The 12218-nt window shown below is 63.8% G+C and carries 12 protein-coding genes; 8 read left to right on the top strand and 4 right to left on the bottom strand.

Annotated elements, in window-relative coordinates:
- Positions 1-3: 3 nt before the first annotated feature.
- The 3 genes from JOF47_RS04495 to JOF47_RS04485 all read left to right on the top strand — a co-directional run bounded on the left by JOF47_RS04495 (position 4) and on the right by JOF47_RS04485 (position 2628).
- The gene (locus JOF47_RS04495; RefSeq protein ID WP_342592710.1) at positions 4-1209 is read left to right on the top strand and encodes an IS110 family RNA-guided transposase; all 1206 of its coding nucleotides are present in this window, start codon (positions 4-6) and stop codon (positions 1207-1209) included.
- A 251-nt stretch (positions 1210-1460) separates the two neighbouring features.
- Complete coding sequence (locus JOF47_RS04490; RefSeq protein WP_209996221.1) at positions 1461-2303, top strand: patatin-like phospholipase family protein; 843 nt, start codon at positions 1461-1463, stop codon at positions 2301-2303.
- Between the two features lie 91 nt (positions 2304-2394).
- Positions 2395-2628, top strand: a complete 234-nt coding sequence (locus tag JOF47_RS04485; RefSeq protein ID WP_209996219.1) for a hypothetical protein — start codon at positions 2395-2397, stop codon at positions 2626-2628.
- 98 nt (positions 2629-2726) lie between these two features.
- Here JOF47_RS04485 and JOF47_RS04480 read toward each other — a convergent pair whose 3' ends face one another.
- On the bottom strand, positions 2727-3155 hold the full coding sequence (locus tag JOF47_RS04480; RefSeq protein WP_209996217.1) for an HIT family protein: 429 nt from the start codon (positions 3153-3155) through the stop codon (positions 2727-2729).
- Positions 3152-4330 carry an NAD(P)-dependent alcohol dehydrogenase gene (locus JOF47_RS04475; RefSeq protein WP_209996215.1) on the bottom strand — a complete coding sequence of 393 codons (1179 nt, stop codon included), beginning with the start codon at positions 4328-4330 and terminating at the stop codon, positions 3152-3154. Before JOF47_RS04475 ends, JOF47_RS04480 begins: the two co-directional genes overlap by 4 nt.
- A gap of 337 nt (positions 4331-4667) precedes the next feature.
- Between JOF47_RS04475 and JOF47_RS04470 the strand changes: the two genes are divergently transcribed.
- A complete protein-coding gene (locus JOF47_RS04470) occupies positions 4668-4835 on the top strand; it encodes a hypothetical protein (RefSeq protein ID WP_209996214.1) in 168 nt (55 codons plus the stop codon).
- Between the two features lie 33 nt (positions 4836-4868).
- Here JOF47_RS04470 and JOF47_RS04465 read toward each other — a convergent pair whose 3' ends face one another.
- A complete protein-coding gene (locus JOF47_RS04465; RefSeq protein WP_209996212.1) occupies positions 4869-5717 on the bottom strand; it encodes a sulfurtransferase in 849 nt (282 codons plus the stop codon).
- Between the two features lie 107 nt (positions 5718-5824).
- Between JOF47_RS04465 and JOF47_RS04460 the strand changes: the two genes are divergently transcribed.
- From JOF47_RS04460 to JOF47_RS04450, 4 genes are all read left to right on the top strand, one after another.
- Positions 5825-6937, top strand: coding sequence for a PLP-dependent cysteine synthase family protein (locus tag JOF47_RS04460; protein ID WP_377738202.1), 1113 nt, complete (start codon positions 5825-5827; stop codon positions 6935-6937).
- Between the two features lie 744 nt (positions 6938-7681).
- Positions 7682-8545 (top strand): MFS transporter, encoded by an 864-nt coding sequence (locus JOF47_RS21760; RefSeq protein ID WP_245356248.1) that lies wholly within the window; start codon positions 7682-7684, stop codon positions 8543-8545.
- Positions 8461-9021, top strand: coding sequence for an MFS transporter (locus tag JOF47_RS21755; RefSeq protein WP_342592709.1), 561 nt, complete (start codon positions 8461-8463; stop codon positions 9019-9021). Before JOF47_RS21760 ends, JOF47_RS21755 begins: the two co-directional genes overlap by 85 nt.
- A gap of 181 nt (positions 9022-9202) precedes the next feature.
- Positions 9203-11197 carry an acetoacetate--CoA ligase gene (locus tag JOF47_RS04450; RefSeq protein WP_209996210.1) on the top strand — a complete coding sequence of 665 codons (1995 nt, stop codon included), beginning with the start codon at positions 9203-9205 and terminating at the stop codon, positions 11195-11197.
- Between the two features lie 58 nt (positions 11198-11255).
- Here the strand turns inward: JOF47_RS04450 and JOF47_RS04445 are convergent, their stop codons facing one another.
- On the bottom strand, positions 11256-12011 hold the full coding sequence (locus JOF47_RS04445) for an IclR family transcriptional regulator (protein WP_209996209.1): 756 nt from the start codon (positions 12009-12011) through the stop codon (positions 11256-11258).
- Positions 12012-12218 lie beyond the last annotated feature (207 nt).

Raw genomic sequence — 12218 nt, 5'->3', positions numbered from 1 at the left:
GCAGTGATCAAGGACCATGAAACCATCGACGTGTTCATCGGCGTCGATGTCGGCAAGTCCAACCACCACGCGGTGGCCCTGAACCGGGCGGGCAAGAAGCTGCTGGACAAGGCCCTGCCGCAGGACGAAGCCAAGCTCAACGCCCTGATCAAATCCCTGTCCAAGCACGGGCGATTGCTCTTCGTCGTGGACCAGCCGGCCACCATCGGCGCCCTGCCCGTCGCCGTCGCCCAGGCCCAAGGCATTCCGGTGGCATACCTGCCCGGGCTGGCAATGCGCAGGATCGCCGAGCTGCACCCGGGCGAAGCCAAGACCGACGCCCGGGACGCGTTCATCATCGCCAACGCGGCACGCACCATGCCGCACGCCCTGCGCACCGTCGAGGTCCCGGAGGCTCAGGTGGCGGAGCTGGCCATGCTCTGCGGATTCGACGACGACCTGGCCAAGGCGGCCACCGCGACCTCCAACCGGATCCGCGGGCTGCTCACCCAGGTCCACCCGGCCCTGGAACGCGTGATCGGCAAGCACCTGGACCACGTGGCCATGGCCGAGCTGATGGCCAAATACCCCACGCCGGCCGCCCTGCGCCGGGCCGGGGAAGCCCGGATCGGTGCCCTGCTGCGCAAGCACGCACCGCGGGCGTGGAAGGGCTGGGCCAGGGACATCAGCGCGGCGCTGGCAGCCCAAAGCGTCGTCGTTTCAGGCACCGACGCGGCAGGAATCGTCCTTCCCGAACTCGCCCGCATGCTCGCCCAAACCCGGGCAGCCCGCGCCGCGGTCCTGGGCCGGGTCGAGGAAATCGTCCGGGCCCACCCGCTGCACCTCATCCTTGATTCCATGCCAGGGTTCGGGATCCGCACCCAAGCCAGGATCCTCACCGAGGTCGTCGGCAAGGAATTCGCCACACCAGGCCATCTGGCCTCCTACGCCGGGCTGGCGCCGGTGACGTGGAGATCCGGGACCTCCATCCGCGGGGACCATTCCTCCCGCAAGGGCAACAAGACCCTCAAACGGGCCTTCTTCCTTTCCGCGTTCGCCTCGCTCAAATGCAAGGACCACACGTCCCGGACCTATTACGAGAAGAAGCGCGCCGAGGGAAAGAAACACAACCAGGCCGTGATCGCGTTGGCCCGCCGCCGGTGCAACGTCCTGTTCGCGATGCTGCGCGACGGCACCGTCTATGAGGCGCCGGAGGCCGCCGTCGCCTGAGCACCGAACCCCGCAAAGGGCACGTCATCCGATTCACGCCGGCTGAACCGGACCGCGAAGCCTGCCCGGAAACGTCGCCCAAGGATTTTCGGCAAAACCCCCGAAAGGGGCTTGCGAAAAAGATAGGGGCACCCCCCCGGACTGACGGGGCCCGGCCGGGAACAGCCGCTGTTCGACGCCCTCGCTCCGGTGCACGCCACTGACCGGCGGGCGCTGGTCCTCGGGGCGGCGGATCGGCGGGCAATGCTTGGTTGATCGGCGTCATCGCAGGCCTGCTTGAGGGCGGGCTGGATGCGACCACTGCCGACCTGCTCATCGGCACCTCTGCCGGGGCGACGGCCGCGGCCCAGATCACCGGCGCGAGCCCGACCCAGTTGCTGGCCGACATCCTCTCGGCTGCGCCCGCGCAACCCACGGGCGGGGCCGGATCCGGCGGCAATGGACGAATTCCCCCGGCGTCGGCGTCCGACAACATGCGCCGGACCGGCGAGATCATCGCCGCTTCCAGCGATCCGGCGGACATGCGCCGGCGGCTGGGAGCGGCTTCACTCGAGATGGATGCGGATCCGGAGGGATCCTGGAAATCTCGGTGGCGCTCCATCGTTGCCGGCCGGCTGCCCGGCCCGCACTGGCCGCACCAAGACGTGCTCATCACCGCGGTCGATGCCGGGACCGGCGACCCCGTGGTGTTCGACCGGGACAGCGGGGTCGACATGGTGGATGCCGTCGCCGCCAGCACCTCATTCGGCTTCGGAGCCCCTCCCTACCGCATCGGCGGGGGCTGGTACATCGACGGCGGCTACCGGCGGTCCAGCGAGAACGCCGACCTGGCCGCCGGATACGGGCGGGTGTTGGTGCTCTCGCCATTGGGTGGCCGGTCACGGGCGTCGCTGGCCTGGGGCATGGATCTTGCCACCCAGGTCGCCGAGCTCCGCGCCGGCGGAAGCAGGGTCGAGACCATCTTGCCCGATGCCGCCTCCGTGGATGCTTTCGGCAGCAACATGATGGATCTGGCCACGCGGCCGCCAGCCGCCCGGGCGGGCTACGACCAAGGCAAGGCCCTTGCCGGGCAGCTCAGGGAATTCTGGAACTGATGCCCCGATGTCGGTCGACTCGGCGGGCGGGTGTCGACCAGGACTCCGCCCGCCGGTTCCGATGGCGGTTGGACGATGCCAAGATGGGGGCATGCGCATTGAAGATTGGTGGCCCCGGCTGGATCCCGAAACCCGGCAATGGATGATCGACAACAACGGGGATGCGGTCCCGCCTGAGATCTTGGGGCGGATTATGTCGGTGGCGGGCAAATCCACGGCACGTGACTCATGGGCCGGGGCCGACGATGCCGAGGGGTTCTTCCTCTCGGATACGGCAGTGGACTGGATCGAGGAAACGGCCAACGGCGAATCCTCGGACCGCTAGCCATCTGGCCAGGCAAACGGCAAGCGGGTCCGGGCAGCAGAAAACCTCCGGCTTGATCGTTCGGATCCTGCCGGAGGCCTGATCGTTTTGTGCGTCGGCTAGCTGGCCGGAACGAATTCCCCGTGGCCGTCTTCGCGCAGTGCGGTGCGCAGCTTCTCGGCGTTTTCATCCATCGTGGCCGGGTTAGGGTTCGCATCCGCCCGGGCCAGGTCGTAGTCCGCCAACGAGTTGGTCGGCCACACATGCAGGTGGAGGTGCGGAACCTCGAAGCCCGCGATCATCAGCCCGGCGCGTTCGGCACCGAAGGCGCGCACCTGGGCCTGACCGATCTTGCCCGCGACGTCGGTGAGGTGGTTCATCAGCTCGGCCGGGGCCTCGGTCCATTTGTCGACTTCCACCCGCGGAACCACCAGGGTGTGGCCGTGCGTGATCGGCCCGATGGTCAGGAACGCAACGGCGTGCTCGTCCTTCCATACGAAGCGGCCCGGGATTTCCCCGTTGATGATCTTGGTGAACAGTGTGCTCATGCACCCTCCTTGGCTGTCTCGCCGAGTGTGGCGATATCTAGGACAAATCTGTACTTCACGTCGGAGGCGACCATGCGGTCCCAGGCCTCATTTATGTGGTTTGCGTCGGTGAGTTCGATGTCGCTGGCGATGCCGTGCTCGGCGCAGAAGTCCAGCATTTCCTGTGTTTCGGCGATCGACCCGATGGGCGATCCGGTGTAGCTCAGGCGCTTGAAGAGAAACGGTCGGATGTCGAAGGCGGGCATGGGCTCGGCAGGTAGCGAGAGCTGCACCAGTGCCCCGTCGCGTTTGAGCGTCCGAAGGTACACGCCGATGTCGTGCGGTGCGGAGACCGTGTCGATGACCAGGTTCAGCAAGTCGCCGGCGGCTTTCATCTGCTCCGCGTCAGAGGTGTTGACGACGGTTTCGGCACCCAGCGCCAGCGCGGATTCGCGCTTGTCCTCGCTGCGGGTGAACACCGTGACGCTCGCGCCCATGGCCCCGGCCAGCTTGACGGCCATGTGGCCAAGCCCGCCCAGGCCCAGCACGCCGACCTTGCTGCCGGTTCCGACCTTGTGGTGGCGCAGCGGCGAGTAGCTGGTGATGCCTGCGCAGAGCAGCGGGGCCGCGGCGGCCGGGTCCAGCGCGTCGGGGATGCGCAGCACGAAGTCGCGGTTCACCACGATGCTCTGCGAATAGCCGCCCTGCGTGTATTCGCCGGTGTTCGGGTCGGTGGCCCCGTAGGTTCCGACGCTGTTCCGGCAGAACTGTTCCAGCCCCTCGCGGCAGGCATCGCAGTTGCGGCAGGAATCCACCAGGCAGCCGACGCCCACACGCGCCCCAATGGCCAGGTCGCGCACCTGCCCGCCAACCTCGCGGACGATGCCGACCATTTCGTGGCCGGGGACCAACGGCAGCCTGGTGGCACCCCACTCGCCGCGGCCTGCGTGGACATCACTGTGGCACAGCCCGCAGTATTCCAGCTCGATGACAACGTCGCGTGCACCGGGCTGCCGTCGCTCGATTTCCAGCGCGGTGAGCGGACCGTGTTCTTCGACGATGCCCATCGCCCTGACTTTCTCCGGGCCGGGGGGCGGAGAATCCGTTGCGTCCTTGGCCTGCCGGGCGAGCGCCTCGGCGCGGGCGTTGATGCGTTGGGCGGCATTGTGTGGCGGGGGTACCGGGCGACCAATCATGCCTTTGAACTTACTCCTTGGCGGCCGCGGGTGCCAGCGCGCTACGCCGCCGTATCGGTTGGACCATCAAACCCCATCTGCGCCGGGCAGCTAGGCTGGGCTTCATGAAGGCTCCGGCCATCTTGGCGAAAATCGTTGCCGGCGTACTCGGCATGACCTTGCTGTGCGTAGGAACAGTAGTTGGAATCGGCGCATTCATGCTGGAGCGGACTCCCAAGGAAGCCCGCTACATCGTCGATACGGCCTTCCCCGTGGGCTTCTCACCCAACCCAACCGGGAAGAAAAGGCGGACATCATCGCCGGCGAACTTGGACAACTTCAACAGGTCACTTCGGCCGTGGGCACCGAAGCCGGACCCGAGGAAACCAAGATATCCGTCACGACGCTCAATGCGCCAAGCAGCGACTTGCTCCGGCAGATCGACGATATTTGTTCCTCGCCCGCCACCCGCTGGAATTACTTTTGGGGCGACGTGTGGACATGCACCGTGAACGGCAAGCTCTAAGTCGGTTCCGGCCCCGGTCCTGCACACCGTGCGCTATGGGGTTTCGCCGGTGGCGGCGGTGCGCGCTGGATCCGATGAATATTGCGACCAGGAGCCCGGGAAAAGGGCTGCCTTGATGCCGATGGTTTCAAGGGCCAGGATCTGGTGCGCCGCGGTGACTCCGGACCCGCAATAGGCTGCCACCGGCTTCACAGCGCTATCCGCTACACGAACTCCCAAGGCAGCGAAGCGCTCGGCGAGTTTCTGTGCAGACAGGAACCTGCCGTCTACGCCCAGGTTTTCGGTGGTCGGATTGCTCAATGCGCCGGGAATGTGGCCGGCGCGGGGGTCGATGGGTTCGGTGGCACCGGTGTAGCGTTCGAAGGCGCGCGCATCGAGCAATGCGCCCGGAAAATGCTCGGCCTGGTCGATGTCGATGGTCGGCAACCGGTCCCAGTCCAGCTCCACTGTTCCTGCAGTTGCTGTGTGCTCGCCCTGTTCAAGCGGATAGCCGGCGCCGGTCCAGGCATCCAGCCCGCCGTTGAGCACGCGCACGTTCTCGAAACCCGCATGGCGCAGCAGCCACCAGGCGCGGGCCGCAGCTAGGGCACGCGTCGCGTCATAGACGATGACTTCGGATCCGGGGTTGATGCCCCAGCGTTGCGCCGATGCCTGGAAATCCTGTGCCGAGGGCAACGGGTGGCGGCCGGCCTCGGGGGTCGCCGAGGCCGATAGCTCGTGCTCCAGGTCGACGAACACGGCCCCGGGCAGGTGCCCTGCCAGGTAGTGGGCGTGGCCGTCCGGATCCCCCAGCGCCCAGCGTACGTCAAGCAGCACAACGTCCCGCTGCCCGTCCAGCAGTCCGCGTAGTTCCTGTGCCTCGATGAGCGGATGCTGTGCCATGGACAATCTCCTTGAACGGTTTCGAAAAGCAATCGGCACCACGACTCTACCCGCGCCCGATGCCGTGTCCACTCCAAGCCACGGACGAATGTATGTAGGGTGGAAGCGTGGACAAAACACCCCTGATTTCACTGCCCGAACCCTCATCCTCCCGCACCTGGGTCGATGCAGCGGTGCGCACCATCGACGCCGAATCCGTGCGGTCGGCCGACACCCACCTGCACAAACTCGAGCTGCCCCGCGAATGGGGCATCGACCTGTACCTCAAGGACGAGTCGACGCACCGCACCGGCAGCCTCAAGCACCGCCTGGCCCGCTCGCTCTTCCTGTACGGGCTGGTCAACGGCTGGATCACCGAGGGAACCACGATCGTGGAGGCCTCGAGCGGTTCCACCGCCGTCTCCGAGGCGTACTATGCCAAGCTGCTCGGGCTGCCGTTCATCGCCGTCATGGCGGCAAGCACCAGCCGTGAGAAGATCGCGCTGATCGAGGCCACCGGGGGCACCTGCCATCTGGTCAAGGACCCGTCCAGCGTGTACCAGGTGGCCGAGCAGCTGGCGGCCAAAACCAATGGCCACTACATGGACCAGTTCACCTATGCGGAGCGGGCGACCGACTGGCGCGGCAACAACAACATCGCCGAATCGATCTTCGAGCAGCTGGCCATGGAGGAACACCCGATCCCGTCGTGGATCGTTGTGGGCGCCGGAACCGGCGGCACCTCGGCAACCATCGGCCGCTACGCGCGCTACCACCGCCACACCACCCGGCTGGCCGTCGCCGACCCGGAGGGCTCGGCGTTCTCCCCCGCGTGGCACGCCTGGGACCAGGGAACCGACCCGGCACTCGCCACCGGACGCGCCAGCCGCATCGAGGGCATCGGCCGGGCCCGCCCGGAACCGAGCTTCGTGCCCTCGGTCATCGATTTCATCGCCACCGTGCCGGATGCCGCCTCCGTGGCCGCCATGCGCCACCTGCAGGATTTCGCGCACCTGTCCGCGGGCCCGTCCACGGGAACCAACCTCTGGCTGGCCTGGCAGATCATTGCCAACATGCGCGCCAAGGGCGAGCGCGGCTCGGTTGTCACGCTGCTCTGCGACAACGGGGACCGCTACGCCGCGTCCTACTACAACGAGTCCTGGCTGGCCGGGGCGGGGCTGGACCCGGCACCGTATGCCGGACGGATCGAACGCCTGCTGGAAACCGGCAGCTGGGGCTAGTTCGCCACGAATGCGTTCGAGCGTGGAGCATCGCGTCCGGTGCCGCTCTTCATTTCATCATTACTGGCCCATGGAATCGGCGTCCGCCCGATTCCATGGGCCAGCTTCACGTTGGCCGTTAGACTGGGTCATCCTTGTGCCCCACACCGGTCTTCCCAGCCACCCGGGTTCGATAAATTCGGTGCCACTAGATCAGTCTCCTGCACGGTCGGAAGAGAGTCGCGCGCCCAAGAGACTGGGACTGAAAGACTCACAAATGCGAGACGCTCAGAAGCCCGATTCCGTGGCGATAGAACCGTGACCGGGGGAATCTATCGCTGACGCCGACACAGCTGCCTAAGCCGGCGCTCCGGCTATCGAACAGCGAGCAGCCGGTAGTTGTCCCCTGACAACTCACCCAAGAACCTTGAGTCTGTACTTTGAAGCCCCGACTTCAGCAAGAACGTGCTACCGCCTTGTACATGGTTGGCGTCCACGATTGCTGCTACCCATCGGTCCTCAACGACCACGGATCAAGATTCCTTCAGTCGGAATCTGAACCAGTTTGTTGATCTTGTTTGGCGAATTTTCAACCCACCCATGTCATCTACCTCCAGATAGACGGCACCCAAGCGTTGCGTTTGAGATTCCTTATCAAGGAATGTTGGCAAAAATCATGGAACAAACAAATTCCTATGGCTAGGGTCACATTCGTCGGTCGTCAAGTCGTCCGATATCTCGCCGGACAAACCTAGGACACTCCCCATGGACACACTCGAGCAAATACGCAATTCGGCAATGAGCCGATTCCAGGTGATGGCCGTTGCCATCGCTCTGGCTCTAATTCTGATCGACGGCTTTGATGTGGCAGCAATGGCCTACGCCGCACCGGCACTCTCTCGCGAGTGGGGGATAGCCCCTGTTGCACTTGGATTCTTGCTCAGCGCAAGCCTATTCGGCATGGCCGCCGGATCCATCTTCCTCACGCCGCTGGCCGACAAGATTGGTCGTCGTCGCCTCACGTTGATCTCACTGCTCATCATCAGCATTGGCATGGTAGCGTCCGTCTTCAGCGCAAATCCGTCTCAACTGCTGGTGTTCCGGATCCTGACAGGCCTTGGTGTTGGAGGCATGATGGCCAATCTCAACGTACTGGTGTCCGAATACTCCTCAAACAAGCGCCGAGGCTCCATCATGGGGATCTACACGGCCGGATATCCGATCGGTGCCACAATAGGCGGTTTGGTGGCTGGCCCCTTCATCCCCGTCTACGGCTGGCACTCGATCTTCGCGATCGGTGCGGGACTGACGATCATGATGCTTGTCATTTCCTGGATCTGGCTGCCCGAATCCCTTGACTACCTGTTAATCCGCCGACCGGTCGGTGCCCTGGAACGGGTGAACGTCATTCTTTCCAAGATGCGGCGCCCAAACCTAAGTGAACTTCCTCCGGTCAGTTCCGAAATCACGGGAGAATCAGCGATCCGTGAAGTGCTGACCAGCCCGATCCGCTTCCGAACGTTCATGCTTGGGCCGGGTACGGAATGCTGGTTGCCGCCTACTACTTTGCCAACACTTGGACACCAAAGATTATGGCCTCGGCATCCAACAACGACTCGTTGGGCGTAACCACGGGAATGGTAGCCAATGCCGGCGGCATCCTAGGCTGCTTTGTATTTAGCGCGTTGGCGACGAAATTCCGCAGTCGCCCCTTGTTGGTGCTTTCGCTGCTCGGAGCGGCGCTGGCGTATCTCGTATTTTCGTTGTTCTTCGCCCAGATCAGCATCGCGATTGTCCTGGCAGGTTTGTTGGGCCTCCTCACCAACGCTGGCATCGCCGGCTTCTACTCCGCCTCCCCCGACATCTATAGCGCTCGCGCCCGTGCCACTGGAGTTGGCTGGATGATCGGGCTGGGGCGATTGGTCTCCATCGTTGCCCCCATCGCCGTCGGTTACCTCTTGGCCGGCGGCTGGGAGGCAGAAAATATCTTCAAGCTTTTCACCATCCCGCTGGCGGCATCCGCATTGTCCATCATCGCGTTGGGCTATTCGCTCAAGCGACAGACTCCGCAGACAAGCGGTTTGCCACCCGTAGCCGTTTCCTGAGGGCATTTCATTGCTGCGGTGTCGATACGCCAACACCGGCAAAGAGACCGCGACGTTGAGGCCGCCAACCGCGTCGCGCCAATGCCCGAACATCACTTCCGCGAAACCGGAGCCTCTCAAGCGCCTCGGCTAAATGCCGGGGAATCTGTGAGAACACGAACCACCTTTGAAGGACTGAACCATGAAGATGACAGAACCCGGGGCCATGCTGCGGCCCGCGCCCGCACGTGAGGCTTGGTCCCAGAGTGAAATGGGACGATTCTTGGAAAGGATCGAAACCAAGACCGGTCGACGCTTTGACGACTACGAAGCGGCATGGACCTGGTCGGTGGAGAACCTTGAGGATTTTTGGTCGGAGGTGTGGGACCACTTCGAAATCATCACACACGCGCCCTATGCCTCGGTACTCGCAGAACGCAGCATGCCCGGTGCGGTGTGGTTTGAAGGTGCTCGCATCAATTACACCGAACACATCCTGCGCAGCCTCGCCCGCCACCCCGACCGAGTCATGGTCAAGTCACGCAGCCAGACCAACGGCAGCATCAATTGGACGGGTGCGCGACTCACCGAAGAGATAGAACGCATACAGCAGGGATTAATCCGCCACGGGATCCAGTCCGGGGACCGCGTTGCCGGATACCTACCGAATATCCCGCAGACGTTGGCCACCTATCTTGCAGTCACGGCTCTCGGTGCAATTTGGTGCTGCGTGCCACCGGAAATGGGTGCCGATGGTGCGCTAGGTCGTATCCGGCAACTGGAGCCAAGCCTGCTGCTCGCCATTGATGGGTATCGATGGGGAGACAAACAGATCTCCAAGCTCGAAGACCTAGCTGCTATCCGCGCCGAGTTGCCAGATACTCACACCGTTCTTCTGCCCTACCTCGACACCAGTATTGATGTGTCGGTCGCCGCACAGCGTTCGGAGTCCTATGCAGTCTTCACTTCAGAGCGAGCCGAAGCGATAACCCTGCCGGTTCCGTTCGAGCATCCGCTGACGGTGCTGTTCTCTTCCGGCACGACGGGGGCACCCAAGGCCATCGTCCACTCACACGGCGGGCTACTGCTGGAGCATTACAAGGCCATGGGTCTGCACTTCGACCTGACCGAAAACGACACAGCCTATTGGTTCTCCACCACCGGTTGGATGGTGTGGACCATGGGCGTTTCGTCCCTGCTGGTGGGCGCGGCCGTCGTTCTGCAGGACGGAGACCCTAACTGGCCATCCCTCAGCGGACCCTGGTCCCAATGGGCCGTCATGGAGGAAACCGAAGCCACCTACATGGGAACGGGATCCGCATATCTGGCCGTTTGCGCCCATGCGGGGGTGCGACCTGGCACGACATGGAATCTGTCGCGCCTGCGGGAAATCCAATGCTCCGGCTCTCCGCTCGCTGCCGACGTCTCCGGATGGGTCTACGACGAGATTTCCCCGGGGATCATGCTTGCGCCAACATCCGGTGGCACCGACATCTGTGCAGCGTTCGTGGGTGGCAGCCCGTTGAGTGCCGTTCATGCTGGGGAAATGGCTTGTCGCCCGCTCGGTGTCGCGGTCGACTCGTGGGACGCCGCAGGGAACACACTGCGCGGGAAACCCGGCGAATTGGTGACCACTCTGCCAATGCCATCCATGCCGGTTTTCTTCTGGGGTGATCACGAATCGGAGCGTTACCACTCCAGCTACTTCAACACCTTTGACGACGTATGGAGACACGGCGACTGGCTGGTCCGCACCGAACGCGACACATGGGTCATCACCGGCCGCTCCGACGCCACGCTCAACCGTGGCGGCGTGAGGTTGGGAACCGCCGAGTTCTACGCGATGCTCGAGGGCCATCCGGGCGTCAACGATGCAATGGTGACGCACTTCGAGCAAGGTGGCGCCATGGGTCAGCTGTTGCTCCTGATCGTGGCAGGGCGTACTACTGACACGGAGGCCCTGGAACGTTCTGTCCGCTCCGCATTGCGCACCCAACTCTCGCCGCGTCATGTCCCTGACCATGTGCTGTTCGTGCGCAGCGTCCCGCGGACCAGCACCGGAAAACGTCTAGAAATTCCCCTCAAGAGGCTGGTTCAGGGTGCCCCGAGGGCAGTCATCGACACCGGCGTCCTGGTCAACCCCCAAGACCTCGATGACACCATAGAACGCGTCACGCAGGTTCTGTCGCTGGCCTAACGACAGGAGATGCGCCCGGCAGTGCCCGGGCGCATCTCCGTGGCCACGTCGACGCGGCTCAGCGGTACAGCGCTTCCGTCACGGTAGCGGCCGCGCGATGCAATGCCTCGACGTTGGCATTCACCGCCGAGCGATCAAAACGGACACTCGGCGTGGCGATAGTCAGCGCAGCGACAGGCACTCCGTGAGGATCGTTGATACTAACGCCCAATCCCATCACTCCCTGCTCCGTTTCCTCAATACTGGCGCCGAACCCGTCTCGACGGACCTTGGTCATATGCCTCTTGAGCAGTGATGGCGTGGTGATTTTGCTGGTGGACCAGGACAGCAGCCCCGAGCGGTATAGGTCCTCGAGCTGGGTATTCGTCATCCTCGCCAGCATGGCCTTACCGCCTGCCGATACGAAGGCAGGCATCAGATTTCCCACGAGCTTCCCGATGCGCAGGGTCCGTTTCGACTCGACGCCGTCAATAAACTGGATATGCCCTCCATACATCACCATGAGCTGCACCGTCTCGCCGGCCGCGGCCTGCAGTTGCTGCATCGCCGCCTGAGCGACCTGACGAATCTGTTCGGTTGATACCGGTTGGGCGCTTCGTCCCGAGAACTCGGGCCCCTGCCTGTAGGTCCGGTCGTGACTCTGCGCGGCAAAACCCCTGTATGCCAGGGAGTTCAAGAGCCGGTGGGCCGTCGAGGGTGCTACTCCCAAGAGCTCGGCCGCCGCCTTGACCGAGAGCGGTCCGCCGTCGCGCATGGCCATCATCAGCACGAGGGCGCGGTCCACGGACTCAACGGGTGAGGTCTTGTTCTCCATCCTGAAATCCTGCCACACCCCACGTCCCTCCAGCGACTCGCAGTAAATTCTTAAACAGCCTGCATCAACCTGGATCAACCGCGTCCTCTGGATCCTCCGGCTAGGTGTTCGCCACGTCGATTTCCCGGTGCGGACCAGCATCCCGGCGGACTGGTTCCCACGACCAGAACATGCGGGCGTCTAAGCTCCTGCACTCGTGACCTAATC

The sequence above is a fragment of the Paeniglutamicibacter kerguelensis genome (assembly GCF_017876535.1).
Lineage (GTDB): Bacteria > Actinomycetota > Actinomycetes > Actinomycetales > Micrococcaceae > Paeniglutamicibacter > Paeniglutamicibacter kerguelensis.
This window is presented reverse-complemented; position numbering and strand designations above follow the sequence as displayed.